General features: G+C 63.4%; 25 protein-coding genes and 2 pseudogenes. 14 read left to right on the top strand and 13 right to left on the bottom strand.

The features are described from left to right. Window positions 1–465: a nuclear transport factor 2 family protein gene (locus CRO48_RS24905; protein WP_097142466.1), complete on the bottom strand. Its 465-nt coding sequence runs from the start codon at window positions 463–465 to the stop codon at window positions 1–3. 238 nt (window positions 466–703) lie between these two features. Between CRO48_RS24905 and CRO48_RS33640 the strand changes: the two are divergent. After that, window positions 704–1,029 (top strand): annotated as a pseudogene (locus tag CRO48_RS33640) (transposase); the annotation flags it as partial. Window positions 1,030–1,051: 22 nt separating this feature from the next. On the opposite strand, the gene CRO48_RS24895 reads toward CRO48_RS33640, so the two are convergent. The 3 genes from CRO48_RS24895 to CRO48_RS24885 are packed head-to-tail and all read right to left on the bottom strand — an operon-like array spanning window position 1,052 to window position 4,761. Then, window positions 1,052–2,515, bottom strand: a complete 1,464-nt coding sequence (locus CRO48_RS24895; protein ID WP_097142465.1) for an NAD-dependent succinate-semialdehyde dehydrogenase — start codon at window positions 2,513–2,515, stop codon at window positions 1,052–1,054. 19 nt (window positions 2,516–2,534) lie between these two features. After that, a complete protein-coding gene (locus CRO48_RS24890; RefSeq protein ID WP_097142464.1) occupies window positions 2,535–3,734 on the bottom strand; it encodes an iron-containing alcohol dehydrogenase in 1,200 nt (399 codons plus the stop codon). Between the two features lie 22 nt (window positions 3,735–3,756). After that, complete coding sequence (locus CRO48_RS24885) at window positions 3,757–4,761, bottom strand: Ldh family oxidoreductase (RefSeq protein WP_097142463.1); 1,005 nt, start codon at window positions 4,759–4,761, stop codon at window positions 3,757–3,759. 94 nt (window positions 4,762–4,855) lie between these two features. Between CRO48_RS24885 and CRO48_RS24880 the strand changes: the two genes are divergently transcribed. The 5 genes from CRO48_RS24880 (at window position 4,856) to CRO48_RS24860 (ending at window position 9,745) form a co-directional block, all read left to right on the top strand. Then, a complete protein-coding gene (locus CRO48_RS24880; RefSeq protein WP_176526885.1) occupies window positions 4,856–5,548 on the top strand; it encodes a GntR family transcriptional regulator in 693 nt (230 codons plus the stop codon). Next, on the top strand, window positions 5,545–7,137 hold the full coding sequence (locus CRO48_RS24875) for a sugar ABC transporter ATP-binding protein (RefSeq protein ID WP_097142461.1): 1,593 nt from the start codon (window positions 5,545–5,547) through the stop codon (window positions 7,135–7,137). The genes CRO48_RS24880 and CRO48_RS24875 overlap by 4 nt, the downstream gene beginning before the upstream one ends. Continuing rightward, window positions 7,103–8,098 (top strand): ABC transporter permease, encoded by a 996-nt coding sequence (locus tag CRO48_RS24870; protein WP_097142460.1) that lies wholly within the window; start codon window positions 7,103–7,105, stop codon window positions 8,096–8,098. The genes CRO48_RS24875 and CRO48_RS24870 overlap by 35 nt, the downstream gene beginning before the upstream one ends. A gap of 29 nt (window positions 8,099–8,127) precedes the next feature. Then, window positions 8,128–9,093: a substrate-binding domain-containing protein gene (locus tag CRO48_RS24865; protein ID WP_097142459.1), complete on the top strand. Its 966-nt coding sequence runs from the start codon at window positions 8,128–8,130 to the stop codon at window positions 9,091–9,093. 64 nt (window positions 9,094–9,157) lie between these two features. Beyond that, window positions 9,158–9,745: a DJ-1/PfpI family protein gene (locus CRO48_RS24860; protein ID WP_097142458.1), complete on the top strand. Its 588-nt coding sequence runs from the start codon at window positions 9,158–9,160 to the stop codon at window positions 9,743–9,745. 144 nt (window positions 9,746–9,889) lie between these two features. On the opposite strand, the gene CRO48_RS24855 is transcribed toward CRO48_RS24860, so the two are convergent. The 3 genes from CRO48_RS24855 to CRO48_RS24845 are packed head-to-tail and all read right to left on the bottom strand — an operon-like array spanning window position 9,890 to window position 11,569. Further along, entirely contained in the window at window positions 9,890–10,303 is a 414-nt protein-coding gene (locus tag CRO48_RS24855; protein WP_097142457.1) for a DUF2177 family protein, read from the bottom strand. A gap of 25 nt (window positions 10,304–10,328) precedes the next feature. Then, window positions 10,329–11,003, bottom strand: coding sequence for a ChrR family anti-sigma-E factor (locus tag CRO48_RS24850; RefSeq protein ID WP_097142456.1), 675 nt, complete (start codon window positions 11,001–11,003; stop codon window positions 10,329–10,331). After that, window positions 11,000–11,569: a sigma-70 family RNA polymerase sigma factor gene (locus tag CRO48_RS24845; protein WP_097142506.1), complete on the bottom strand. Its 570-nt coding sequence runs from the start codon at window positions 11,567–11,569 to the stop codon at window positions 11,000–11,002. Before CRO48_RS24845 ends, CRO48_RS24850 begins: the two co-directional genes overlap by 4 nt. Before the next feature lie 233 nt (window positions 11,570–11,802). Here CRO48_RS24845 and CRO48_RS24840 point away from each other — a divergent pair, with 233 nt between their 5' ends. The 3 genes from CRO48_RS24840 to CRO48_RS24830 are packed head-to-tail and all read left to right on the top strand — an operon-like array spanning window position 11,803 to window position 15,171. Further along, on the top strand, window positions 11,803–13,161 hold the full coding sequence (locus CRO48_RS24840; RefSeq protein ID WP_097142455.1) for an NAD(P)/FAD-dependent oxidoreductase: 1,359 nt from the start codon (window positions 11,803–11,805) through the stop codon (window positions 13,159–13,161). Continuing rightward, window positions 13,158–13,967, top strand: a complete 810-nt coding sequence (locus tag CRO48_RS24835) for a DUF1365 domain-containing protein (RefSeq protein ID WP_097142454.1) — start codon at window positions 13,158–13,160, stop codon at window positions 13,965–13,967. The genes CRO48_RS24840 and CRO48_RS24835 overlap by 4 nt, the downstream gene beginning before the upstream one ends. Continuing rightward, window positions 13,954–15,171 (top strand): SAM-dependent methyltransferase, encoded by a 1,218-nt coding sequence (locus CRO48_RS24830; RefSeq protein WP_097142453.1) that lies wholly within the window; start codon window positions 13,954–13,956, stop codon window positions 15,169–15,171. The genes CRO48_RS24835 and CRO48_RS24830 overlap by 14 nt, the downstream gene beginning before the upstream one ends. Before the next feature lie 2 nt (window positions 15,172–15,173). Here the strand turns inward: CRO48_RS24830 and CRO48_RS24825 are convergent, their stop codons facing one another. From CRO48_RS24825 to CRO48_RS24810, 4 genes are all read right to left on the bottom strand, one after another. Beyond that, window positions 15,174–15,980, bottom strand: coding sequence for an SDR family NAD(P)-dependent oxidoreductase (locus CRO48_RS24825; RefSeq protein ID WP_097142452.1), 807 nt, complete (start codon window positions 15,978–15,980; stop codon window positions 15,174–15,176). 61 nt (window positions 15,981–16,041) lie between these two features. Next, entirely contained in the window at window positions 16,042–17,403 is a 1,362-nt protein-coding gene (locus CRO48_RS24820) for an MFS transporter (protein WP_097142451.1), read from the bottom strand. Window positions 17,404–17,406: 3 nt separating this feature from the next. After that, the gene (locus tag CRO48_RS24815) at window positions 17,407–17,913 is read right to left on the bottom strand and encodes a DUF3833 family protein (protein WP_097142450.1); all 507 of its coding nucleotides are present in this window, start codon (window positions 17,911–17,913) and stop codon (window positions 17,407–17,409) included. A gap of 94 nt (window positions 17,914–18,007) precedes the next feature. After that, window positions 18,008–18,397, bottom strand: coding sequence for a hypothetical protein (locus tag CRO48_RS24810; RefSeq protein WP_097142449.1), 390 nt, complete (start codon window positions 18,395–18,397; stop codon window positions 18,008–18,010). Window positions 18,398–18,611: 214 nt separating this feature from the next. Between CRO48_RS24810 and CRO48_RS32395 the strand changes: the two are divergent. Next, window positions 18,612–18,716, top strand: a pseudogene (locus CRO48_RS32395) (transposase); the annotation flags it as partial. Window positions 18,717–18,800: 84 nt separating this feature from the next. Here CRO48_RS32395 and CRO48_RS24805 read toward each other — a convergent pair. Further along, a complete protein-coding gene (locus CRO48_RS24805; protein WP_097142448.1) occupies window positions 18,801–19,958 on the bottom strand; it encodes an iron-containing alcohol dehydrogenase in 1,158 nt (385 codons plus the stop codon). Window positions 19,959–20,054: 96 nt separating this feature from the next. After that, window positions 20,055–21,656, bottom strand: a complete 1,602-nt coding sequence (locus tag CRO48_RS24800) for an AMP-binding protein (RefSeq protein WP_097142447.1) — start codon at window positions 21,654–21,656, stop codon at window positions 20,055–20,057. 120 nt (window positions 21,657–21,776) lie between these two features. On the opposite strand from CRO48_RS24800, the gene CRO48_RS24795 reads away from it, so the two are divergent. The 4 genes from CRO48_RS24795 to CRO48_RS24780 are packed head-to-tail and all read left to right on the top strand — an operon-like array spanning window position 21,777 to window position 25,244. Further along, the gene (locus CRO48_RS24795) at window positions 21,777–22,508 is read left to right on the top strand and encodes an enoyl-CoA hydratase/isomerase family protein (protein WP_097142446.1); all 732 of its coding nucleotides are present in this window, start codon (window positions 21,777–21,779) and stop codon (window positions 22,506–22,508) included. Window positions 22,509–22,547: 39 nt separating this feature from the next. After that, on the top strand, window positions 22,548–23,750 hold the full coding sequence (locus CRO48_RS24790) for an ABC transporter substrate-binding protein (protein ID WP_097142445.1): 1,203 nt from the start codon (window positions 22,548–22,550) through the stop codon (window positions 23,748–23,750). Next, window positions 23,747–24,541, top strand: a complete 795-nt coding sequence (locus CRO48_RS24785) for an ABC transporter ATP-binding protein (protein ID WP_097142444.1) — start codon at window positions 23,747–23,749, stop codon at window positions 24,539–24,541. The genes CRO48_RS24790 and CRO48_RS24785 overlap by 4 nt, the downstream gene beginning before the upstream one ends. Next, a complete protein-coding gene (locus CRO48_RS24780) occupies window positions 24,534–25,244 on the top strand; it encodes an ABC transporter ATP-binding protein (RefSeq protein ID WP_097142443.1) in 711 nt (236 codons plus the stop codon). Before CRO48_RS24785 ends, CRO48_RS24780 begins: the two co-directional genes overlap by 8 nt. Window positions 25,245–25,246: the final 2 nt, after the last annotated feature.

Below are 25,246 nucleotides of genomic sequence, written 5' to 3'. Positions count from 1 at the left end.
TTAGAGGCCCAGATCGCTGAGGCTGGCGTGATCATCCGGCCGACGGCCAAGAGGCCAGTGGAACAAACGATCGCTTTCAGCAATCGGCATTTCATTGATGCTCGCGTGTCTGTGCGCCATCAGACCGTCCTCCGCGAATTCCCAGTTCTCGTTACCATAAGCGCGGTACCAGCGGCCGCCATCGTCGCGATATTCATACGCGTAGCGTACCGCGATGCGGTTGCCGGTGAAAGCCCAAAGCTCCTTTATGAGGCGGTATTCGTGCTCCTTGTTCCACTTACGTGTCAGAAATGCCTGAGCTTCTTCGCGATTGCTTGCGAACTCGACGCGGTTCCGCCAGCGGGTGTCGAGCGTATAGGCCAGAGCGACTTTGGCCGCGTCTCGAGTGTTCCAGCCGTCTTCGGCCAGTCGAACCTTTTCGATGGCGGTTTCGCGGGTGAAGGGGGGAAGCGGGGGACGTGACATCTTCAGTTCCTTGTCTAGCTGAGGCATTTGTACCGATTGGTAATTACTTTACCGATTGGTACAATCTCGTATGGACGTGTCGTTGTCAAGTGGCATTTCCGTCTGGCTGTTTGAGATCGATTTGGAGCGGCGCGTGGTAGCCTCGCTGGCGGCGACTGCCGACCAGCCCGGAGCGTTCTCACTCTGGTGCGATCACGAAGGAAGCCGTGCGCGTAGCGTATTGTCCTGAAGACGGAGGCACGCTCGCGCAGACGGTCTGGGACGTCCTCTCGGCTTTGCCCTGACCGGTGGCGAGGCCCCGGATTAGAATGCAGTACCTGATCTTCCGGCAATACCGGTCGGTAAACCGAGACTGTTGTTGCTGGCAGGGGCTATGGTGGTGATTTCCTGCGCGAGGAACTTCTGACCCACGGGATCAGACCATTGATCCCGCCGAAGGCAAACCGGAAGAACCCGCTGGCATGCGACTTCCGGGCCTACAAGGACCGAAACCGCATTGAGCGGATGCTCAACCGCCTCAAGCAGTTCCGGCGCGTTGCAACCCGATACGAGAAGACCCGACAACAGAACCTAATTTCCTCCACGATCAGTAGTCCACTGCGTAGTACTTTGCCTCCATGAATTCCAGAATGCCCGTCACCCCACCTTCGCGGCCAAGGCCACTCTGCTTGACGCCACCGAAGGGAGCGGCGGGGTCGGACATGAGGCCCCTGTTGATGCCGAGCATGCCCGTTTCGAGGCGCTGGCCGACCCGCATCGCACGTTTCAGATCGCCTGTGTAGATATAGGCGGCAAGGCCGTACTCCGTGTCGTTTGCGAGGCGGATGGCCTCGTCCTCGCTCTCGAACCTGTAGACCGGCGCGACGGGGCCGAAGATTTCCTCTCTTGCGATTGCAGCGCCTGCGGGGACGTTGTCGAGCACGGTCGGCGGATAGAAATAGCCGTTCTCCGCAAGCGGCTTGCCGCCGGTCGTCGCCCGGGCGCCTGCCGCGATCGCGTCGGAGACGAGCCGGTCGATCTTGCGCACGGCGTTCATCGTGATCATCGGTCCACACTGCGTGGCCGGATCGTAGCCGGGGCCGATCTTCAGCGCGGCCATGCGGGCCGTGAGACCGGCAACGAAAGCGTCGTGTATTCCCGACTGGACATAGAAGCGGTTGGCAGCGGTGCAGGCCTCACCGGCATTGCGCATCTTGGCGATCATCGCGCCGTCGATTGCGGCTTGGAGGTCGGTGTCGTCGAAGACCAGGAAAGGCGCGTTGCCGCCGAGTTCCATTGAGCAACTGACGACAGACTTCGCGGCCTCTGCGAGAAGGGTGCGACCGACGCCGGTCGAGCCGGTGAAGGACAGTTTCCGCACGCGCTGGTCGGCGAGCATGGCATTCGTCACCGCGGCCGGTCTGGTTGTGGTCAGCACGTTTACGACGCCCGCCGGCACGCCTGCTTCTTCACCGAGCCGCACCATGGCATAGGCCGTCAACGGCGTTTCGGAGGCCGGCTTCAGGATCACCGTACAGCCGGCGGCAAGGGCAGGGCCGATCTTTCGCGTCGCCATCGCGGCGGGAAAATTCCACGGCGTGATAAGTACGGCGATGCCGATCGGCTCATGGTCGACGAGGATATTGTGTGAGCCGGAAGGGGTGCGCCGGTATTCTCCGGCAATGCGCGTGGCCTCTTCAGCGTACCAGCGGAAGAATTCGGCGGCGTAGGCCACTTCGCCACGTGCGTCAGGAAGGGCCTTGCCGTTCTCCAGCGCGATGAGGGTGGCGAGTTCCTCGGCATGCTGCGTCATCAACTCGAACCAGCGGCGCAGAATTTCCGAGCGCTGGCGGGCAGGGGTGGCGCGCCATCCGGCGGCGGCGGCCTCGGCGGCATCGACGGCGCGCATCGCATCTTCGACAGAGGCGTCCGCGACCTCGGCCAGCCTGGCGCCCGTCGAGGGGTCCATGACGGCAATGCCGCCGCCCTTGTACCATTTACCGCCGATATAGAGGCCCTCGGCGTGAAGGGCGGGATCGGCATAGCCGGAAATCCGGGCTTGGAATGTCATGGCGGTTATCCCTTCCAATTCAGTTGAGGCTCGCCCGGTCGCCGCGATAGGCGGCGGCGACGAGGTTGCGCATTTCGTTCGGGTTCAAGGGGCGGGGATTGTTCTGGATCAGACGCGTAATGCCGGAGCTTTGCTCCGCCACCCAGTCGATCCGTGCCTCTTCGAGGCCGAGGTCGCGAAGGGTTGCAGGAATGCCGATCCGGGCGAGAAGGGAGGCGAGGGTCGGGATCACATCATCGGGGCCATCCAGGTCGGTGGCGTGCGCAATCTTTGCCAGTTCGTCTCCTATGACGGGAGCATTCCAAGTCATCACGTAGGGCATGAGGCAGGCCACGCCGAGGCCGTGGGCGGTATGGGTGAGCGCGCCGACGGGATACTGGATGGCGTGGGCGGCGGCAGTGCCCGCCACGCCGAAGGCAAGGCCGGCGAGCGTCGCCCCAAGCATTACCTTTTCGCGCGCGGCCCGGTCGGCGCCATTCTGGCAGGCGGCTTCCAGCCCCTGCCACAGGAGCGCGATGGCGCTGAGCGCAAAATGGTCAGACAGTTCGTTCTTGCCGACGAAGACGCGTTGCTGCGAGATGCCGGGTACGGGATCGCGCCGGATCGCGGTGAAGGCCTCGATTGCGTGGGTCAGCGCATCCGCGCCCGCGATCGCCGTCAGTGCGGGTGGGCAGGAAAGGGTGAGTTCCGGGTCGCAGATAGAGACGATCGGGATGAGGTAAGGGCTCGAAATGCCGACCTTCAAGCTGCGTTCGGCATCCGAAAGGACTGCGACCGGGGTCACCTCCGAGCCGGTGCCGGCAGTAGTCGGAATGGCAATCAACGGTATCACGGGCCCCGGCACGGCATGCTCCCCATAGTAGTCCTGCGGCCGGCCGCCATGGGCCAGCAGCAGGGCGACGCATTTGGCCATGTCGAGGCACGAGCCGCCGCCGATGCCGATGACGAGGTCCGGCGCAAAGCGGCGGGCATCCCTGGCGCTGGCGGCTGCCGATTCGACGGGAACGTCCGGCAGGGTGGAACTGTCGACCATGACAGCTACCCCGGCCTCTTCGATCTGCCGGGCGAGCGCGAGAAGATCCGCGTCGGCTGCAAGGCGCGCGTCCGTGACGATCAGCGCGCGCTTACCCAATCGGGAGGCGATGCTGCCGAGCGCATGTCGCTGGCCGGCGCCGAAAAGTAGTTCGCGTGGCGCCCTCAACGTGGCAAATAGGTTCATTCCGTGTCTCCTCCGATAAAGTTCAGGCAGCCTCGAGAGCCATAAGGTGTTCGAAAAGCGGCTGCGGCAGGTCTATGCCGGCTTCCATCGCCGCGGCGCGGCGAGCGCGCGCGCCGTCGCCCGGAACGGTGACCGGGCTCCCGGGGTCAAGAGGCAGGGACCGGCGCAGGCGGTCGAGATACATCGCGAGCGACCGGGCGCTGCCGGCGCCTGCCGCTGCATCGATCAAAACGAGGAGGTCGCCCTTGTTGGCGGCATGGATGTCGTCGAGGGTGCCGTGCACATCGGGGGCGAGGTCAGAGCCGGCGAGGGCGGCGACGAGAAGCTCAATCGCAAGGCCGATCCCGTAACCCTTCGCGCCGCCGAAAGGCGCGATCGCCCCGGTTTTTGCTGCCTGCGGATCGATCGTCGGGCGACCTTCGCCATCCACGGCCCAACCGTGCGGGATCGGTATGCCGCGCATGGCATGATTGTTGATTTTGCCCATGGAAACGATGCTGGTTGCAAGGTCGAGCCCGAAAGGGCGGTCGCCGGACGGAATGCCAATGGCGAACGGGTTGGTGCCGAGCATGGCTTTGGTGCCGCCGAACGGGTGGACCAGCGCCTCGCTCGTCGACATGACGATGCCGATCAGGCCGTATCTTGCGGCAGCCTCGGCGTAAAAGGCGAGCATGCCGATATGGTTGGCGTTCCGGATCGCTGCGATGGCGATCCCCGTTTCGGCCAGCACGCTTCGGAGGCTTTGCATCGCGTTCATCATGACGACCGGCCCCAGCCCGCGCTCGCCGTCAACGCTCAGAAACGCTTGACGCCGCCATGTCCCGGTGCCGCGCGCGCGGCCGTCTGCCAAGCCCTTGTCCAGCCGCGAAAGCAGGAGAGGCAGCCGCTGCAGCCCGTGGGACGGCAGCCCGCGCAACTCAGCCTCCAGAAGGAGATCGGCCTGGAGGCTGGCATTCTCGGATGGGGTGCCGCGCCTTTGAAGCAGGTCGGTTGTCAGATCGCGGAGCCGTGCTGGCTGCATCTTCATTCCAGAATCCTATATCAGATCGTATATGATATTGTATTTGACATACGATATCTTATTTGCAACAAATGCTGGCGTGTCAAGCAGCAGTCGGAGAGTGAAAGTGGCATTTGCGGCGGAACGGGAAGGAAGACCGGCGAGCATTCGTCCGAGCAGCGTGGTCGACGGTGTTTACGACAGCATCTACCACCGTTTGATGTCCTTGGAGATTACGCCGGGCGCGCGCATTCCGATCGACGTGTTCGCTCGGGACCTGGGGGTGTCGCAGACTCCGATCCGCGAGGCCCTGAGCCGGCTGGAGCGCGAAGGTCTCGTGCGCAAGGAGCACTTGATCGGCTATAGCGCGGCGCCGCAGTGGACGCGCAAGCAGTTCGAGGACCTGTATGCGTTCCGCCTGCTGGTAGAGCCGGAAGCTGCAAGACTTGCGGCAATCAACATGACTCCCGAAGCGCTCCAGCAACTTGATGAATCCGCCGCCGACATGGGGCATGGCGAGGCGCCCGTTGACCGCAACACGCGTTATTCCCGTTTCGCGCGCGCCGACGCGCACTTCCATGACGCGATCCTCAAGATCGCTGGCAATGAGGTGATCCGCAGCACGTTGTCGAACCAGCACGTCCATCTCCACATTTTCCGGTTGATGTTCCATACGCGTGTGACGCAGGAGGCGCTCGAGGAGCACGAGAACCTGCTCTCTGCCTTTCGGGCCGGCGATCCGCAGGCAGCATTCGACGCCATGCGGACCCACATCGAACGCTCGCGCGACCGTTTGCTTTCGGCCTTCGAATGAACGCGGTTGTCTCTTCTCCAATGGTATCGTCACCGGAACGGCCGGCCGTTGCCGCCCTCCGGGCCGAGGATATCGGTAAGGTCTACGGCCAGATCACCGTCCTGTCGGACGTCACGCTCGATATCCACCCAGGAGAGGTTCACGCCATCATCGGCGAGAACGGTGCGGGCAAGTCGACGCTTATGAAATTGCTTTCAGGCCATGTCGTGCCGACGACAGGCCGTCTGCTCATGGCGGGGCAACCGATCGAATTCCGCACCGCAGTCGAGGCGGAAGCCGCCGGCATAGTGCTCGTGCACCAGGAAATCCTCCTGGCCGCCGATCTGACTGTGGCTGAAAACCTGTTTCTCGGCAGGGAGGCCGGCCGCGGCCTGATGGTGGACGACACGTTGATGAACCGGCGCACGGCCGAATTGCTGGCGCGGGTCGGTTCGACCGCCCGCCCGCGTGACCGGGTGGGCACGCTGTCGCTTGCCCAGCGCCAGCTCGTGCAGATAGCGCGAGCGCTCCTGGATGAGCGCAAGGTTGTCATCTTTGACGAGCCGACGGCTGTCCTTGCCAATGAAGAGGTGGCGGCGCTGCTCGATATCGTACGCAGCCTGCGCGATCAGGGGGTGGCGGTGCTTTATATCTCCCACCGTCTCGACGAAGTGCAGGCGCTTGCCGACCGCATCACCGTGCTGCGCGATGGCCGCATGATCGGCACCTGGCCGGGGGCGAGCCTCGGCCAGCGCGAAATGGCAGAGCTGATGGTGGGGCGTGAACTCGACATGCTCTACCCACACAAGCGCCCCGCCACCACAGAGGCGCCGGCCCTGTCCGTGACGGATCTGTCGGTCGACAACGGCGGGCAGAAGGTTTCCTTCGCCGTCAGCCCCGGCGAGGTGTTGGGCATCGGAGGCATGATCGGTGCGGGCCGTACCGAACTGATCGAGGGACTGATGGGCCTGCGTCCGTCGCAGGCGCGAAGTGTCGTTCTGAACGGCAAGGACATCAAACACCGGTCGGTCCGCACGATGATGGAAGCCGGCCTCGTCTACCTGACCGAAGACCGAAAGGGAAAGGGCCTGCTTCTGGAGGAGAAGCTTGGACCGAACCTGACGCTTCAGGCGCTCGACACGGTCAATCCCGGTGCCGTTCTCGACAGGGGGAAAGAGAATTCCCGCCTCGAGAGGGTCGTGGCGGACTACGATATACGCGTGCGTTCTCTGCGGCTGGAGGCGGGGAAGCTCTCGGGTGGCAACCAGCAGAAGCTGCTGCTCGCCAAGGTGATGCTGGCCGACCCGGCGGTCGTCATCATCGATGAGCCGACGCGCGGCATCGACATCGGCAACAAGAGCCAGATCTACGACTTCATCGACGCGATGGTGCGGGAGGGCAAGGCTTGCATCGTCATCTCGTCGGAAATGTCGGAGCTCGTAGGCCTTGCGGATCGCGTCCTCGTGATGCGGGCCGGCAAGATCGTAGCCGAGCTTCGGGGCAATGAAATCAACGAGGAGAATGTCGTCTTCGCTGCCACGACCGGTGGGCGCGAAGGCGTCGGGGAGGATGGATATGACGACAGCGGCAGTAACAATCTCACCGGCTGATGATGGATTTCACATCCGTTGGGCCGATCTGGCGCCTTTCATAGCGCTTGCAGTGATCGTGCTGTTTGGCGCGTTGGTGAATGCCAATTTCTTGTCGTCGGCGAACCTGATCAACGTGATCACGCGCAGCGCCTTTGTGGCGATCATCGCGGTCGGGGCGACGTTCGTGATCTCGTCCGGCGGGCTGGACCTGTCGGTGGGCTCGATGATGGCCTTCGTTACCGGCATCATGATCATGGTGATGAACCACCTCGCTCCCTCCTACGGAGCATGGGCCATTCCCATGGGAGCAGGCGTTGCCCTGGTCGTCGGCTCGCTTTGCGGCCTCTTCAACGGACTGATCGTGACCGTCGGACGAATAGAGCCGTTCATCGTCACCCTCGGCACGATGGGCATTTTCCGCGCCTTCATCACCTTCATGACGGATGGCGGCTCGCTGCCGATCGACCGCAGCCTGCGCGAAGCCTACCGGCCTGTCTACTTCGGCAGCTTTTTCGGTATTCCCTATCCGGTTCTCATCACGTTTGTCGTCGTCCTGCTCGGCGCGTTCCTGCTCTACAAGACCAAATACGGGCGCCGCCTGACGTCTGCCGGATCAAATGTGGAGGTGGCTCGCTTTTCCGGCGTCAATGTCGCTGCCGTGCGCACCATTGCCTACGTGATCCAGGGCTTCTGCGTCGCGGTCGCTGCGATCTGCTACGTACCCCGTCTCGGCGCTGCGACGCCGACGACCGGGCAGCTCTGGGAGTTGCAGGTCATCACAGCCGTCGTGATCGGCGGCACACTTCTTCGCGGCGGACGAGGGCGGATCGGCGGCACCGTGGCCGGCGCCCTCATCCTCGAGGTGATCGCCAACGTCATGGTTCTTTCGGACATGGTCTCGGAATACCTCGTCGCCGCCGTTCAGGGCGCGATCATTATCATCGCCATGCTGGCACACCGCTTTACTGCAAACCGCTGAAAACAGCACTGACTTCAAAGGAGGAGAAAATGAAGTCTATTATCCGGAAAGCTGGATTTTTGTTATCGACTGCGGCATTGGCTCTTTCGCTGCCGCTCGGCAGTGCCCAGGCCGAGGACAAGGTGACGATTGCCGTCTCGATCCCGGCAGCGACGCATGGATGGACGGGAGGGGTCGTCTATCACGCCGAGCAGGCCGAAAAGGAGATCGAGGCCGCGTTTCCGAACATCGATGTGGTGCTTTCGACGGCATCCTCTGCGACTGCGCAGGTTTCCGCACTGGAAGACCTTTCGGCGAGCCGCAAGCTCGACGCACTTGTCATCCTGCCCTTCACCTCGGAAGAACTCACCGGGCCGGTCGAACAGATCAAGCAGAACGGCACCTTCATTTCCGTGGTCGATCGCGGCCTTACCGATCCCAGTGTCCAGGATCTCTACGTCGCCGGCGACAACATCGCGGTGGGTGCCAACACGGCGCACTGGCTTGCGGACAAGCTTGGCGGCGAAGGCCAGATCGTCGTGCTGCGCGGAATTCCCACGGTCATCGACGATGAGCGCATCAAGGGATTCTCCGACGTCATCAACAAGACCAACATCAAGATTCTCGATATCCAGTATGCCAACTGGAATCAGGACGAAGCCTTCAAGCTTATGCAGGACTATCTTGCAAAGTACCCGAAGATCGACGCCGTCTGGGCCAACGACGACGACATGTTGCTCGGCGTGCTCGAGGCGGTCGACAATGCAGGGCGCAAGGACATCAAATACGCGCTCGGTGGCAACGGCATGAAGCAGGTCATCGAGATGGTGAAGGAGAAGAACGAGCGCACGCCGATCTCGACGCCCTATCCGCCCTCGATGATCAAGTCGGCGATTTACATGACTGCGGCGCAGTTCAGCGGTCAGGCCCCGGTGCGCGGCTCCTTCCTGCTTGGCGCGCCCCTGATCACGCCTGACAACGCCGACCAGTTCTACTTCCCCGACTCCCCATTCTGATCAGACGGCAGTGTCCGGCCAAATGCCGGGCACTGCAAAAATTTCACGACACAGGAGACATGATATGAGCGGTAAGAAAATCCTCATGCTGACCGGCGAGTTCACCGAGGAATATGAGATCTACGTGTTCCAGCAGGGGATGGAGGCTGTCGGCCACACGGTCCACGTCGTATGCCCGGACAAGTCGGCCGGCGATCGTATCAAGACCTCGCTTCACGACTTCGAGGGCGATCAGACCTACACCGAAAAGCTGGGCCACTATGCCGATATCAACAAGACATTCTCCGAAGTACGCGTAGAGGAATACGACGCCGTCTATGCAGCGGGTGGCCGTGGCCCGGAATACATCCGCACCGACAAGCGCGTCCAGGACATGGTCCGCCATTTCCACGAAACCGGAAAACCGATCTTCACGATCTGCCATGGCGTGCAGATCCTGATGGCGGTACCGGGCGTGCTGAAGGGACGAAAGGTCGCCGGACTGGGCGCATGCGAACCGGAGGTGACCGCTGTCGGCGGAACGTACATCGACGTCAAGCCGACCGAAGCCTATGTTGACGGCAACATGGTCTCGGCCAAAGGCTGGACGGGCCTCGCAGCCTTCATGCGGGAGTGCCTGAATGTGCTCGGTACGAAAATCACCCACGCCTGAGAGCGGTGTGCCCTAACACCGCCTGCCCCCGCATCTGTGCGGGGGCATTCGCAGCGATAGCAACGATCGCGGACCGCACACTGGCCTCGGCTGGCAAACATCGGCCGCGGTTGCTCGCAGGTCGCTACCCCGGTGGAACCGGCCTCACGACTTTGTGGGTAGGAACCAATGCATGGTCACCAGGTAGCTGGCGGTAGCGGAAGTGGCCGTGATCACCATCCCCCACAGCATGTCGACGAGGCTGACCTGCAGCGACCACCCCTTGAGCGTCGCTAGATTCGTCATGTCGTAGGTGCCGAAGGCGACGAGGCCGAGGATGGCGCCGGACAGGAGTGCGGTGGTCCAGCTCCCGGCGTTCATCGCCGGAACGACGGCGAAATAGACGATGCCCGCGACGTACAGCAGGTAGAAGGCCGCGGCGGCGGCGAAATTCGGCTGTGCCAGCAGAAGCTCGCCGATGCGGCTGCGATAGAACGCGGGCGAGATGCGCGTCAACCAGATGAAGTCGAGGCCGAGAAAGACAAGCGCTGTTGCCAGATACGAAATCAGGTAGGTCATACCGGTACACGCTCCCGAACGTCGATCATATGCCGAGCACCGGCTGGACCAGACGCACCAGCCAGCTTCTGAACTTCAGAGGCGCGTCGGTAACGGCGAGGCAGATGCAGTCCTCACCGGGCGTTGCGACCGGCTGGTGCTGGACGCTGGCGTCGGCCTCCTCCAGATCGCCACGCGCGAAGAGCGTCTCACCGTCATGAAAGCTTCCGCTGAGGACGAGCGTGAGTTCGCGGCCGCCGTGGCCGTGTTCGGGCACCGGTTTGCCTGCCGGTATCCGCAGGAGCCGCACCATCGTCGTTCCGTCGTCGGTCCTGATCGGAATGTGGTAGGCGCCGCGCCCGAGCGACTTCCACTTCAGCGTTTCGACATCACCCCCGACATAGGAGCGAAGCGGCTCCGGCAGGACCGGCGCCGCGGCGCGAGCCGGCGCGGCCGGGCGTGCGGCTGCAGACGCAGGACGGACCGGCGCGCTTTTTTCCAGGACGCGCTGTCGCAAACGTTCAAACGACGTTGCCATCGCCGGTTCGGGCACAATCTCCTCGAGCAACTGGCCCCCTGCGTCCTCCATCAGCGAAAGCCGCTTGCGGCAATCGGGGCAGAGCGCCAGATGCGTTGCGACGGCAAGCCGCCAGCCCTCCTCGAGCGTGCCGGCAGCGTAGGCAAGCAGCAGTTCGTCGCTGACATGGTGACGGATCGTCATTGTCCGTCCTCCAGCGCGGTGCGCAGCTTGGCGAAGGCGAGCCGGATGCGGGACTTCACCGTGCCGAGCGGCAGGTTGAGCCGCTCGGCGATCGAGCTGTGCGAACAATCGTTGAAAAAGGAGAGGCGAAGCAGCTCCAGTTGCTCCTCGGGCAGCACCGCCATGGCGTTGCGCAGCCGTTCGGCCTCCTGCCGTTCCTCGACGGCGGCGTCCGCCGGCGGGCTGTCGTCCGGGACGAAAGCGGGGTCGTTCGGATCGAAATCCGGCCGGCGGGTCTTACGGTAGGCATCGATCCGAAGGTTGCGGGCGATGGTGAAGATCCAGGTCGAGACGTTCCCGCGGCCCGGCTCGAACTGGGCGGCCTTGTTCCAGACCGCAATCATGGTTTCCTGCATCAGTTCCTCGGCAACGCTGCCGTCGCGGGCCAGACGGGCCATATAGGCCTTGATACGTGGTCCGTAGTGGCGAAAGAGCGCCTCGAAGGCCGCCATGTCCCGATCGCGGCCGACCGCTTCGAGCAGCGCGCGGGCTTCGTCTTTTGTCAGTTCCCTGGCAGTCTCGCTCATCCGTGCACGCTTAATCTTGACCTGAAGCCCTGCCGCGCAATCGCGCCGGGGCTTCGGGATCGGGATGTCGGGGCACGCGGGCGCCAAGATGGGGACTGCGATTGTCATGCAGGCCGATACGGAGGCGACTGCGTGCCGGATCACCATTGTTCAAAAATCTGCGCAGGTATCAATCCGGTTATGCGTTTCCTTCGTATCTACACCCAAAGCTATTGCTGATGGAAAGGGTTATCATGCGCGTCGACCGCGATCTTGCCGACGTTCCGCGCCGCCGGCGGGTGGCCGTGATCGGCGCGGGCATATCCGGAATGTCCGCTGCCTGGCTCATCGGCCGCAGCATGGACGTCGTTCTCTACGAGGCGGCCGACAGGCCGGGCGGCCATGCCAACACGGTATCGGCGCCCTCACGTTCCGGCCCGATCCCGGTCGACACCGGGTTCATCGTCTACAACGACCGCAACTACCCGAACCTCGTCGCCCTGTTCGAGCATCTGCGGGTGCCCACCCAGGCCTCGGACATGTCGTTTGCGGCATCGCTCGATGGCGGCGCGTTCGAATATTCCGGCTCCGGCATCGGCGGCTTGCTTGGCCAGCCAGGGAACGTATTGCGACCGCGCTTCTGGCGCATGCTGTCCGATACGCTGCGATTCTACAAAGAGGCGCCAACTGCGCTTGCTCGCGAGGAGCTGGCGTCGATGACGCTCGGCCAGTACCTTGCCGAAAACCACTACAGTCACGCCTTCGTCACCGATCACCTCCTGCCGATGGGAGCGGCGATCTGGTCGACGACGGCGAGGCGGATGCGCGACTATCCTCTCCATGCGTTCATCCGCTTCTTCGAGAGCCACGGTCTGCTTGCCCTTTCCGACCGGCCGCGCTGGCGCACGGTGACCGGCGGCAGCCGCGAGTACGTCAATCGGCTGATTGCGGACTTTTCCGGGGAAATCCGCCTGCGCAGCGCCGTCCGGGAGGTCCGCCGCGAGATGGGCTCTGTGTCGGTGATCGACTGGCGCGGCAACCGCGATGTTTTCACCGACGTCGTGATCGCGACCCATGCCGATCGCGCGCTTGCCATGCTCGCCGATCCCCTCGGGCAGGAGCGGGAGCTGTTAGGGGCGATCGGCTACACGGCCAATACCGCCGTGCTGCACACCGACGAGCGGCTGATGCCGAGACGCAAAAAGGTCTGGTCGAGCTGGAACTACATCGGCGAGCCGGAACGGGACGGCGAACGGCCGCTCTGCGTCACCTACTGGATGAACCGGCTTCAGGGCATCGATCCGGCCACGCCGCTATTCGTTACGCTCAATCCTCACCGCGATATCCCCGATGAACGGATCATCGCCGAGGTCGGCTACGACCATCCCCTGTTCGACACGGCAGCGCTTGCGGCGCGGAAGGAACTCTGGCGCCTGCAGGGCCGCGGCGGCCTCTGGTTCTGCGGGGCCCATTTCGGCAGCGGCTTCCATGAGGACGGCCTGCAATCAGGGCTTTCGGTCGCCGAGGCGATCTGCGGCCAGCGCCGACCCTGGTCTGTCGAAAATGAGTCTGGCCGCATCCCTTCCACCGCTAGTCTTGCGATGGCGCAATGACAGGCGCCTCGACCCTCTATGTCGGTGCCGTGATGCACGCGCGGAATCGGCCGCGCCGGCATCGACTGCGCTATCGCGTGTTCTCCGTGCTGCTGGATCTCGACGAGCTGCCGGCGCTGGACCGCAGGCTGCGGCTGTTCGGTCACAATCGCCGGGCGCTGTATTCCTTCCAGGATACCGACCACGGCGACGGGATGCTCGGCGGGCTGCGTGCCTGGGTCGAGCGCCAGCTCATCGCCGCCGGGGTCGATGTCGACGGTATCCGCATCCGTCTGCTCTGCTATCCGCGCATCTTCGGCTTCGTGTTCAATCCGCTGACGGTCTACTTCTGCAGCGGCCCGGACGGGGCTATGCGGGCCGTCCTCTACGAGGTCTGCAACACGTTCCGCGAGCGGCATACTTATGTGATCCCTGTCCCGGACGCGGGAGATGGCACCATCCGGCAGTCCTGCGCCAAGGAGCTCTATGTCTCGCCCTTCGTGCCGATGGATTGCCGCTACGATTTTTGCATAGAGCCGCCAGGCGAGCGCGTGATGATCGCGATCAATGAACGTGACGGTCAGGGGCCGCTGCTGGTCGCCACCTTCTCCGGTAAGCGGGTCGAGATATCCGATCGCCGGCTGCTTTCCATGCTCTTCAAATATCCGCTGATGACGTTGAAGGTCATGGGCGGCATCCACTGGGAGGCTCTGCGGCTCTGGATGAAGGGCGTTCCTGTCCATCGCCATCGACCCGCCGACATCCTGGTCGCCACCACCATCGTTTCCCGCAATCCATCGGAAGAACCACAGCATGAGCCAGGCTGAACAACAGGTCCCGACTTTCCTTGCGCCGCGCCGGTCGTTCTGGCAGCAGCTTGTTTGCCGCTGGGCCGACCGCATCGATCGCGGGCGTATCCGGATTCAGTTTCCCTGCGGCGGGGAGCACGCGGCAGTCGGCGAGGAAGCCGGCCCGTCCGCCGCCATCCGGTTCAACAATGCGCGACCTTTCTGGCGTCTTCTGACAGGCGGCAGCCTTGGCTTTTCGCGCGCCTATCTCGACGGCGACTGGGATTCGCCGGATCTGGGGGCGGTCATGGAGCTGGCGATCGCCAACGAGCCGGCGTTGCGTCCGGTGCTAGCGTCGTCGCCGCTGATCGGCAAGCTTGCCTATCTGCGGCATCGGCTGCGGCGCAACTCGCGTGCAGGCAGCCGTCGCAACATCGCCTTCCACTACGATCTCGGCAACGCCTTCTACGGCGCCTGGCTCGACGAGACGATGACCTATTCCGCCGCCGTCTTCGAGCATGAGGCGCAGCCGCTGCCCGAGGCCCAGCAGGCGAAGTACGACCGGATCGTGGAGGCGCTTCGGATCGGTCCGGAGGACCACGTGCTCGAGATCGGCTGCGGCTGGGGCGGGTTCATGGAACACGCAGTATCGCGCACCGGTTGCCGGGTCACGGGACTGACGCTGTCAACAGAGCAGGCGCAGTATGCACGGGCGCGACTGGCGGCCGCGGGTCTGTCCGACCGGGCGGAGGTTCGACTCCAGGACTATCGCGACTGCGAGGGATGCTTCACCAAGGTCGTCTCGATCGAGATGTTCGAGGCGGTCGGCGAGGAGAACTGGCGGCTCTACTTCGATCGCCTGCGGCAATTGCTGGCGCCGGGCGGTCAGGCGATGATCCAGGTCATCACCATCGACGAGACGCGCTTCGAGCACTACCGGCGCAATGCCGACTTCATCCAGACCTACATCTTCCCGGGCGGCATGCTCCCGTCGCCGACGATCTTCAGCGAAAGGGCGGTTGCGTCCGGCCTGGCCGTTAGCGATTCCTTCTCCTTCGGTCGCGACTACGAGAAGACGCTCGTGCACTGGGAACGCGCGTTCGTCGAGAATTGGGCGGCGATACGGCCGCTCGGCTTCGACGAACGCTTCTTTCGGATGTGGCGGTACTACCTGCACTACTGCGCCGCAGGGTTTCGTACCGGCAGGATCGGCGTGTACCAGTTCCGCCTGGAAAGGCCGTGACGTCACGCGTCGTTGCGAAGCATTCGCCGGGTGAGCGCGAAGCGCAGGCGCGGAGGCAGCGCCTGCAAGAGCTTCATGACCATCTTCATCTTCCACGGAAAGGCGATTTCGAAGCTTCCACTGTCGAGACCCCTCAGGATGTGGCCCGCCGCTTCCTCCGACGAGATCAGGAAGGGCATGGGAAAGTCGTTCCTTTGCGTCAGCGGCGTGTCGACGAAGCCGGGGTTGATGACGGTCATCCGAACGCCGTGACGCTCGAGTTCGGGATAGAGGGCTTCGCACATGTTGATCAGCGCCGCCTTCGTCGCGCCGTAGCCGGCAGCACCGGGCAGGCCGGTATAGCCTGCGACCGACGCCATCACGGCGATCTGGCCGGACCGACGCGCAACCATCGGCGGCATTGCCGCCTCCAGGCAGTTGACGGTACCCATGATGTTGAGTGCAACCATTTCGCCGATCGCTCCCGCGTCGAAGCTTGCGAGCGTCTCGCGCCGGTAAGTTCCCGCACCGAAGACGGCAAGGGAGACGGGTGCCAGATTTGCCTCGATCGCGGCGAGAGCCTCCGCCGTCGCCTTGCGGTCGGTGACGTCGAGCGGATAGGGGTGGATGATCCCGGGCAGCACCGCGGCGAGCTTTTCGAGTGCGGCCGCGTTGCGTGCGCTGGCAGCGACCGTCCACCCGCTCTGCGCCAGCCTTATGGCAAGTGAGCGGCCGATGCCCGAGCTTGCTCCGGTAATCCAGGCCACCTTGCCCGTGATGTCCTTGCGGTTCGGTTGGTTGTTGCTGACCAATTTGAGCCTCACGTTCATGTCGATCCTCCTCGACTACGGGGCGGGAGTGCTTTCGGATCAGCCGGGATCGGCTTCGTGTTCATCCGTCCTTCCCGATCCGGCTCAACAGTTCCGCTTGCGCCACCTTGTCGAGCGGAAAGCGCCACATCAGCCAGATTGCGCCGAGCTTCGGGACGATCGGCAGCCATGCATAGAGCGCCGCAACCGCGTCCGACGAACTCCGTGAGCCGCCGCCTGCCTGCGGGTCGAAGCCGGACAGAGCGAGCAGGGGAAAGACCAGTCCGACCGCGGCTGCGAGCGACAGCTTCGTTGCAAGGCTCCATGCCGCAAAATAGAGGCCGGAGCGCTGCGCGCCGGAGCGAGCGGTGTCGTGATCGATCACGTCGGCCTGGATGGATGGCGGTAGGGCAAGGTCGAAGCCGAGGAAAAGTCCTGTTAGCACGCAGATGACGGCGAACGCGATCACGTCGCCGGGGCCGAGGAACCCCGAGAGGGCGAAGATCGGGCAGGTCGCCAGCATCGCGCCGCACCATGCGCGGTGCTTGCCGAAGCGGTTCGCGGCCCGCACCGCCAGCGGGACGCCGAGCACGGCACAGGCGAAATAGACAAGAAGCAGCGGTCCGCGCCAGTCCGGCGCACCCAGCCGGTCGGAGACGAAATAGAGGAAAAGGGTGGCCGGGATGGCATTGGCAAACCCGTTGAGCAGGAAGGCGGCGATCAGCCGGAGGAACGGCCGGTTTGCGGCCATGAAGGCCGCTCCCTCGAGGAGGCCGAGCTCTCTCGACGAACGGTTCTTTGGTTCCGGTACAAGCAGTACGGCCGCGAGACCCGAAATCGGCAGCAGGATCGCAACAAGGATCGCCATGACCTGAAGCCCGTGCGTCCCTCCTGCTCCTGTCAGGCCGATCGAGAAGGGCAGGCTCGTGGCAAGCAGAATCCCGATCAGCGTGGCACCCTCGCGGAAGGCGGAGATGCGCGTGCGTTCCGAGTAGTCGCCGGACAATTCGGCGCCCCAGGCGGTGTAGGGTAGGGAGGTCCACGTGAAGCCGATCGAGACAAGCGCGGCCCAAAAGGCGAGATAGGCAAGGCCCGCCTCTCCGGGTGGCCAGAAGAGCATGAAGGCGGAACCTGCGGTAAGGGGCAGCGAGGCGAGGAAGAAGCCGCGGCGACGGCCACCAGGCCCGCGCCACCGGTCGGCAAGCCAGCCGAACACGGGATCGGTGGCCGCGTCGAGAAGACGGATCGCAAGGAGAACCGTTCCGACGGCCGCGACCGGCAGGCCGATCGCTTCCGAATAGAACGTCGGCACGATAACGTAGAGTGGCAGGGCCAGTGCGGCCAGTGGCAGGGCGGGAAGGGCATAGGCTATATGGACGAGGGCGGTCCGTGCACTAGGCGCCGTTCTGTGCCTGTCATCACTGATCCCCCGCGCTCCCCACATCGCTCAGCGCCTCCTGAATTCCACGCGCGTCCATGCGACCGGCAACCCGAATTTCGTGACGTATGCGGAATTGAGCACCGTTCCGTCGTTTCTCAGCGTCATCGTGTCGTGGAAGCGGACCTTGTTCGTCCGGTTGGCCGCATCGAGATAGACGAGGTAGGTGAATCGCGCCACGTTGCCGTCGATCTTGACCAGCGTCTCGCCGACCACGTCCTCGCGCGTGCCGCGGTAACTGTCGGGTCCGGTCTTCACGAAGCGCCAGGTCTTGCGGTCCCGGGTGCCGTCGTCGAAGGCGAAGTCTTCCCTGAGCGTCAGCGTGCGCCCGTCCCATTTGCCGTAGAGGGCGACGGTGAACGTCCGTCGCAGGCCGGTGATGGCGCGAAAGCTGCCATTGGCTTCGGTCCTGCCGGCAAAGAAATCCTCAAGCGAGAAGCCGCGGGCCTGTGCCGGTGCGATCGCAAAGGTCAGGGTCATGGCAGCGGCAACGAAGAATGCTGCGAACAGGCGCATTTTTCAATCTCCTGGCGATATGGTTGTCCCGCTGTGCGACGGGCCGCCCCTCGGGTCCGTTCCGCGGCCACAGTCATTCCCGATCCGGAAGCGCTCACAGCTGCGGCCCGATGCGTGCCGTGCCGGACTTGCCATCGTTTCGGATCCATTTCAGCCGCTTGTCATCGATGCGGTAGAGATCGAAACACATGGGCCTGCCGTCATACCAGCTGCGAAATTTCTGGCAGAGGCGGTCGGCTTCGATCCACCACTTGCCCGTGTCATTCGGCTTGGCAAAGCGGCCAAGGCCCAGCGCCTCGCCGTTGCCGTCGACGCTGCCGCCCTGCCTGTAATTCAGCGGAAACTCACCGCCAAAGGGCACGGCAAGAAAGATCCTGCGGCCGACGATGCCGTCCCGTATGTCCTGGGCTGAATAGCGCTCGGCCATGGCCTGCGACGACGAAGCCGCGAGCACAGCAGCGATCATGGTGATCTTCATACGCATCTGATGTCCTGCTCCAGTTGAAACAGTTTTCTGCGTACTTTGTACGGTCGGCGGTTTCCTTTGGATCAGCCGAATGGTCTTTTCCGGTTCGGCGCGATGCTCATAGAGTGGGCCGTTGATTGCCAGGGAGAGTGGAGGGAGCGCAGCGCGACAATTTCACCGTGCCGTATGGCCGAACAAGGAAAGCACCGAGGACAGAGCGCTCTCCGATTGGCGCACCGAGGTCGTTAAGATCTTTCCCGACTACGAAGCCATCAGCCGTCTCGTCGGCGCATTGCTGCGAAAGCAAAACCATGAGTGGGCGGTGCGGCGTGCAAGAGGCATGGCATGGGCGATTTGCCCGGGCTGTGGCGCAGACCTCGCCGCCGCAAAGTTGAGCAGGCGGCGTCGCAGCCCATCCTGTTCAGAACGCCGCCTCATAGATCGCCAAAGCATCCTCCTCGGCCAGCGGACGGGGGTTGTTGACGAGAAGACGGGTCTGTTTCATCGCGTCGCGTGCCATCATCGGCAGTGCGTCACGGGGGATGCCAACCTCTCGCAGAGACTGAGGAATTCTCAGATCGCGTCCAAGATTCGCCAGTGCCTCGATGAAGGCCTGGGCCCGCTCGGCCGCAGCGACATCGGCAAGCTCGGGAAAAGCATCCGCCGCGATCTCGGCATAGACGTCCCGGGTGGCCGGCAGGTTGAAACGCAGCACATGCGCCAAGACCAGCGCATTCGAAAGTCCATGCGGCACATGGAAATGCCCGCCGATCGGATAGGCAAGCGCATGCACGGCGGCGACCGGAGAGTTCGCAAAAGCCTGACCCGCCAGCAGCGATCCGAGTAGCATGGCGGAACGCGCAGCGCGATCGCGGCCATTGAAAACGGCCTCGCGGATATTGGCGCCGAGCAGTTGCAGTGCCTGACGGGCGAGGCCACGGGAGATCGGATTGTTGTTGGCCGATATCGAGGCGTAGGATTCGATAGCATGGACCATCGCATCGATGCCGGTTGCCGCAGTGACAGCGGGTGGCAGACCAAGGGTCAGATCGGCGTCGAGGATTGCCATGTCCGGCAGCAGCAGCGGCGAGACGACACCCTTCTTTTCTGCGTCGCCCGTCGTGATGATTGCAATCGGCGTGACTTCGGAGCCTGTCCCGGCCGTCGTCGGCACAAGCACCAGCGGCAGGCGCGGCCCACGTGCGACGTTGACGCCATAGACGTCGGCGAGCCTTTCGCCGCCGCCCACCAGAAGAGCCGCCACCTTTGCAACGTCCATCGGGGAACCGCCGCCGATCGCCAGAATTCCGGTTGTCTGATGCGCCCTGACGGCCTCGACCAGCGCGTGAATGTTGCTTTCCGGAGGGTCGGCGGCAACGTCGTCGAAGATGGCGACGGCGATACCGGCCGCTTCGAGCGAGGCTATGGCAGCGTCGGCGAGGCCAAGGGCGCGCACGCCCTTGTCGGTGACAACAACGACGCGATCGCCGAGCAAGCCGCCGGCGATGTCTGCCATTCGCACACTGGCACCCGCTTCCGCGACGACCGATTTCGTTGTGTTGAAGATAAAGTTGCTCATGGCATCAGTTCCGTTCCGGCAGCGCTCTGCGTACGCCTTTTCCGTGTTTGAGGCTCCCGGCACGGGGCCGGGAGAAGAAGATTTGATGCTGCCGCCTCAGGCGCGGCGAAGTTTTAGCCCCTCTGCTTCGCGGTCATAGGCGTCGGCGGTAACGCCCTCCGTCCGCAGCAGGTGCTTCTGGATCTTGCCGCTTGCGGTCTTTGGAAGCGCATCGACGATCCGCAGGTAGCGCGGCACCATGTAGCGGGGAAGCCGATCGGCGAGGAACATCATGAGTGCGACCGGATCGATGTTGTGGCCCTCGACCGGCGTCACCGCAATCAGCACCTCGTCTTCGGAATGCTCGCTTGGGACGGCAACGGCCGCGCATTCCTTGACGTCGTCATGGGTGGTGACTTCGCTTTCCAGCGCGAAAGAGGAGATGTTTTCGCCGCGTCGGCGGATGACGTCCTTCAGCCGGTCGACAAAGAAGTAGCGGCCCTCGGCATCGCGACGGAAGCCATCGCCGGTATGGAACCAGCCGTTTCGCATGGCTTCCACGGTCGCTGTGGGGTTGTTGTAATATCCCTTCATCAGAGCCCAGGGACGATGCGAGCGGATGACCAATTCGCCGGTTGCGCCGTCTGGCACCTCCATGTCGTTTTCATCGACGATGCGCAGTTCGCACCAGGGACGTGGCTTTCCGGTGATGCCCTTTTCGGTGAGGCCCGGGCCGGCATGCAGCGGGCTTGCGATCTCGGTCATGTTGTAGATCGTCCAGGCATCCACGCCGAAACGCTCGGCAAAGAGCGGTCCATCCTCGCCGAAGGGCGTGATGAAGACCCGACGCAGCGGGTGGTTCCGGTCATCCGCCGATGGCGGCTGCTTGAGGAGGAAGCTCGCCATGACCCCAAGCAGAAGCGCGAAGGTCGAGCCCGTATCGCGCACCGCCGGCCAGAAATCCTGCGTCTTGAATTCGCGCATCATGCCGATCGAACCGCCGCGGGCGAGCATGGCATAGACATAAAGGGTCGATCCGCAATGGAAGATCGGCCCGCAGATCATGCAGCGGTCGTCAGGCTCGACGCAGTCGAAGGCATCGGGTCCCATCGTGTAGAGCTGGACGTAGGAGGTGACGACCCCCTTGGCATTTCCGGTCGTGCCGGAGGTGTACATGATCGCCAGCGTGTCCCATGGCTCGATCGGGCGGTCGAGTGTCAAGGCCGTGTCATCGATCTCGGAGACGTCTGCAAGCGGGACGATCTCCACACCTTGCCGCACCGTGGCAGTGCCTGCACCAGCCACAGTCAGCACCTTTTTCAATTTGCCCGGGGAAATACCGTCCAGCCTGTCGAGCAGGGCTTCTTCAGCGACCATCAGCGGCGCATCCGCGTCCGAGAAGATGTGTTCGAGCGGTCGGCCTCGTGCGCCGGTGTTGATCGGCACATAGACCGCACCGAGGTAATTGATTGCAAACCAGGTGGCGAGCAGATCCGGCCCATTTCCCATGAAGCAGAGGACGTGATCGCCCCGGCGGACGCCATGGGCGTGAAGCGTTGCCGCGCGACGGCGGACCTGTTCGCGCGCGGTGCGATAATCCCATTTCACCGTGGGCCAGAAATGCACGAACGGCGCGTCCGGCGTTTCCTGTGCATAGCGATCCAGCAGATAGCGCAGCACCGATCGGTCGCGGTTCAGCGCGCTTTCCAAGTCCGTCATTCTCAGAATCCTCCTCCAGGGCATCCTCGACAAAGCACGAAAAGAGCCCGTTGCAAAGTCGGAATGAATATGCAACATACTCGGTAGTATGTCAAAGAAGTTTTGCCGGGGGAGGGGTTCTTGACCGTCGTCAGCATTGAACGCGAAGGTCCGTTGGCGCTGGTGCGCTACGACCGTGGAAGCAAGGCAAACGCCCTGAATATGGAGGCGATAGAGGCCCTGACGGCAGCCGCGGATGAACTTGCCGCCGATACAGGCGTGCAGATCGTGGTCCTGACCGGAACGGAGGCGCGGTTCTCGGCCGGCGTCGATCTCGATGACGACCGGCTGTGGCGGAAGGATGCCGATCCGGTGGTGCGTAGCCGCGCCATGTCGGCCGGCGGGCGCATGTGCGAGCGCTGGCTGCGTCTGCCCCAGGTCACCATCGCCGCCCTTGAAGGCGCGGTCATTGGCGGTGGTGCAATCCTGGCGCTGACTGCGGATTTTCGTATCGCTGGCGAAGGTGCCTATTTCCGTTTTCCCGAGGTGAAGCTCGGCATGACGCTCGGCTGGGGCGGCCTGCCGCTGCTTTCCAATTTGATCGGTGCGACCCGGGCCAAGAGGGCTTTGTTTACCGATCAGCGTATCGAGGCTGAAGAGGCTCTTTCCATCGGCCTTTGCGACGAGTTTGCGGTGAAGGGCGGGGCGGTCGATGCGGCTCGCGCGCTGGGCGATACAATCGCCCTTTGCCCGCCCGCAGCCCTGCGCATGACCAAGCGCTCGATCGACGCCAACCTCAGGGCAAACTGGGCGGCCGGTTTCGAGCAGGACCAGTTTTTTCTGTCACGCACCTTGACGGAGCAAGGTGGCTGACGGCGCTGCAATACAGATCAATTCAGGAGGAGGAACCGCATGCCATTCAAATCTACGATCCTTGCCGCAGCGACGTCAGCCCTGCTGGCGGCGACACCGGCGCTCGCCGAACCCTATCGGCTCGGCGTCCTGACAGACATGTCGGGCATGAACTTCGATCTGGCCGGCCAGGGTTCGGTCGTGGCCGCACAGATGGCTGTCGAGGATTTCGGCGGCAAGCTTCTGGGCGAACCTGTCGAGGTCATCGTCGGCGACCATCAGAACAAGCCTGATGTCGGCTCGACGCTCGCTCGGCGCTGGATCGACGAACAGAACGTCAAGGCCATTGTCGACGTGCCGACGTCGTCTGTCGCCATGGCCGTCCAGGAAATCACCCGTAACGCGGATGTCGCCTTCCTGGTGTCGACTGCCGGCTCCTCTGACCTGACGGGCAAGGCCTGCTCGCCGACGACCGCCCAGTGGACCTGGGACACCTACGCACTGGCGAATGGTACGGGCCGCGCGATCACCGAGGAGGGCGGCAAGAAGTGGTATTTCGTCACCGTCGACTACACCTTCGGCCACGCGCTTGAGCGCGACACGTCGGAAGCCGTGCTTGCGGCCGGTGGCGAAGTGGTCGGCACGGTGCGCCATCCGCGCGAAACGACGGACTTCTCCTCTTATCTGTTGCAGGCCCAGTCTTCGGGCGCTGACGTCGTTGCCCTGGCGAACTCGTCCGGCGACACCATGACGGCCCTCAAGCAGGCCGCCGAATATGGCATCACTGCCTCTGGCCAGCGTATCGCCGGCATGCTGCTGTTCCTTTCGGACGTCCATGCAGTCGGGCTTGAAACCGCGCAGGGCCTGACCCTGACGACGGGCTTCTACTGGGACCTCGACGACGAGACCCGCGCCTGGTCAAAGCGCTTCGGCGAACGCATGAACGGCAAGATGCCGACCATGGTTCATGCCGGCGTGTACTCCTCGGTCATGAACTACCTGAAGGCTGCGGAAGCGGCTGGCAGCGTCAGCGGCAAGGCTGCCATCGACAAGATGCGCACCATGGACATCAACGACTTCTTTGCCCGCAATGCCCGTCTGCGCGAAGACGGCCGCATGGTTCACGACATGTACCTGGTACAGGTCAAGAAGCCTGAGGAGTCAAAGGGGCCGTGGGATTACTACAAGGTCATTCGCACCATCCCCGGCGACCAGGCCTTCCGCCCGCTCGACAAGAGCGAATGCCCGCTGGTCAAGAAATGACGGTTGCGGTGCTCCCCTTCGGAGACGCCCATGTCGAAAAGCCTCGTGCCGTTCTGTCGGCACGGGGCCTGTCCAAGACATTCGGCGGTTTCCATGCGGTCAGGAATGTCGATCTCGACGTCCATCACGCCCGCGTTCACGCCTTGATCGGACCGAATGGTGCCGGGAAGACCACTGTCTTCAATCTGCTGACAAAGTTCCTTCCGTCGACGGCAGGCACGATCCGACTGGAGGGAACCGACATCACCCGGTCCGCGCCGGCAAAAGTCGCGCGCATGGGTCTGGTGCGTTCCTTCCAGATTTCGGCGACCTTTCCGCAGATGACGCTGCTTGAGAATGTCCGGGTGGCCCTGCAGCGCCCGAACGGTCAGGCCGTCCAGTTCTGGCGGTCGCTCGGGTCGCTTCGCAACCTCGACCGGCAGGCGCTCGAGCTTCTGGAGCGCGTCGGCTTGCAGGACATGCGCCACCGCCTCGCCTCGGACCTTTCCTATGGGCGGAAGCGAGCACTGGAGATCGCAACGACGCTGGCGCTTGACCCCAGAGTGCTTCTGCTTGACGAGCCGCTGGCCGGCATGGGTCAGGAAGACGTTTCCGTGATGGCCGGCCTGATCAGCGAAGTCGCGAAGGATCGCGCCGTGCTGATGGTCGAGCACAATCTGAAGGTCGTCTCCGAGATCTGTCACGACGTGACCGTGCTCCAGCGCGGCGAGATCCTGACGACCGGCGACTATGAGACCGTCAGCAACGATCCGCGTGTTCGCGCCGCCTATATGGGAAATGAAGATGCATAGTTCGCAACCGCTTCTTTCCGTGCGGGGGCTCAATGCCTGGTACGGCGAAAGCCACGCGCTGCATGGCGTCGATCTGGATATCTGGCCGGGTGAAACCGTGACCCTTCTCGGCCGCAACGGCGTGGGAAAGACCACGACTTTGCGGGCCATTATGGGCATCCTGCGCAAGCGCACCGGTTCGGTGACTTTCGATGGGCAGGATGTGCTCAAGCTGCCGCTGCACCGCACTGCCCATGCCGGCATCGGCTTCGTGCCGGAAGAGCGCGGTATCTTCGCGACACTGACGGTCGAGGAGAACCTACTGCTGCCGCCGGTCGTCGACAGAGGTGGAATGTCGGTCGAGGAAATCTACACGCTGTTCCCCAACCTGCTGGAGCGGCGCTCGAGTCCGGGAACGAAGCTGTCCGGCGGCGAACAGCAGATGCTGGCGATCGCCCGCATCCTGCGCACCGGCGTCAAGCTGATCCTCCTCGACGAGCCGACCGAAGGGCTTGCGCCTGTCATCGTCCAGCGCATCGGCGAAATGCTGCTTGCCCTCAAGCAGCGGGGGCTGACCGTGCTTCTGGTCGAGCAGAACTTCCGCTTCGCGTCCAAGATCGCCGACCGCTTCTATGTGATGGATCACGGCCAGGTCACCGATAGCTTCACTACCGCGCAGCTGCCGGATCGTATCCAGTCACTCAACCGGGCGCTCGGAGTCTGAGC

This window comes from Rhizobium subbaraonis (assembly GCF_900220975.1).
GTDB classification, from domain to species: domain Bacteria; phylum Pseudomonadota; class Alphaproteobacteria; order Rhizobiales; family Rhizobiaceae; genus Mycoplana; species Mycoplana subbaraonis.
The sequence above is the reverse complement of the archived record's forward strand: the minus strand, read 5'-3'. Positions and strand labels throughout refer to the sequence as shown.

Coding starts and splice junctions, on each gene's coding strand:
- CRO48_RS24785 (WP_097142444.1), top strand. CDS start 23,747: ATGACGGTTGCGGTGCTCCCCTTCGGAGACGCCCATGTCGAAAAGCCT.
- CRO48_RS24780 (WP_097142443.1), top strand. CDS start 24,534: ATGCATAGTTCGCAACCGCTTCTTTCCGTGCGGGGGCTCAATGCCTGG.
- CRO48_RS24840 (WP_097142455.1), top strand. CDS start 11,803: ATGCGCGTCGACCGCGATCTTGCCGACGTTCCGCGCCGCCGGCGGGTG.
- CRO48_RS24875 (WP_097142461.1), top strand. CDS start 5,545: ATGAACGCGGTTGTCTCTTCTCCAATGGTATCGTCACCGGAACGGCCG.
- CRO48_RS24815 (WP_097142450.1), bottom strand. CDS start 17,913: ATGCGCCTGTTCGCAGCATTCTTCGTTGCCGCTGCCATGACCCTGACC.
- CRO48_RS24790 (WP_097142445.1), top strand. CDS start 22,548: ATGCCATTCAAATCTACGATCCTTGCCGCAGCGACGTCAGCCCTGCTG.
- CRO48_RS24825 (WP_097142452.1), bottom strand. CDS start 15,980: ATGAACGTGAGGCTCAAATTGGTCAGCAACAACCAACCGAACCGCAAG.
- CRO48_RS24890 (WP_097142464.1), bottom strand. CDS start 3,734: ATGAACCTATTTGCCACGTTGAGGGCGCCACGCGAACTACTTTTCGGC.
- CRO48_RS24895 (WP_097142465.1), bottom strand. CDS start 2,515: ATGACATTCCAAGCCCGGATTTCCGGCTATGCCGATCCCGCCCTTCAC.
- CRO48_RS24845 (WP_097142506.1), bottom strand. CDS start 11,569: ATGAGCGAGACTGCCAGGGAACTGACAAAAGACGAAGCCCGCGCGCTG.
- CRO48_RS24805 (WP_097142448.1), bottom strand. CDS start 19,958: ATGAGCAACTTTATCTTCAACACAACGAAATCGGTCGTCGCGGAAGCG.
- CRO48_RS24800 (WP_097142447.1), bottom strand. CDS start 21,656: ATGACGGACTTGGAAAGCGCGCTGAACCGCGACCGATCGGTGCTGCGC.
- CRO48_RS24810 (WP_097142449.1), bottom strand. CDS start 18,397: ATGCGTATGAAGATCACCATGATCGCTGCTGTGCTCGCGGCTTCGTCG.
- CRO48_RS24865 (WP_097142459.1), top strand. CDS start 8,128: ATGAAGTCTATTATCCGGAAAGCTGGATTTTTGTTATCGACTGCGGCA.
- CRO48_RS24830 (WP_097142453.1), top strand. CDS start 13,954: ATGAGCCAGGCTGAACAACAGGTCCCGACTTTCCTTGCGCCGCGCCGG.
- CRO48_RS24885 (WP_097142463.1), bottom strand. CDS start 4,761: ATGAAGATGCAGCCAGCACGGCTCCGCGATCTGACAACCGACCTGCTT.
- CRO48_RS24860 (WP_097142458.1), top strand. CDS start 9,158: ATGAGCGGTAAGAAAATCCTCATGCTGACCGGCGAGTTCACCGAGGAA.
- CRO48_RS24855 (WP_097142457.1), bottom strand. CDS start 10,303: ATGACCTACCTGATTTCGTATCTGGCAACAGCGCTTGTCTTTCTCGGC.
- CRO48_RS24870 (WP_097142460.1), top strand. CDS start 7,103: ATGACGACAGCGGCAGTAACAATCTCACCGGCTGATGATGGATTTCAC.
- CRO48_RS24905 (WP_097142466.1), bottom strand. CDS start 465: ATGTCACGTCCCCCGCTTCCCCCCTTCACCCGCGAAACCGCCATCGAA.
- CRO48_RS24850 (WP_097142456.1), bottom strand. CDS start 11,003: ATGACGATCCGTCACCATGTCAGCGACGAACTGCTGCTTGCCTACGCT.
- CRO48_RS24835 (WP_097142454.1), top strand. CDS start 13,158: ATGACAGGCGCCTCGACCCTCTATGTCGGTGCCGTGATGCACGCGCGG.
- CRO48_RS24820 (WP_097142451.1), bottom strand. CDS start 17,403: ATGTGGGGAGCGCGGGGGATCAGTGATGACAGGCACAGAACGGCGCCT.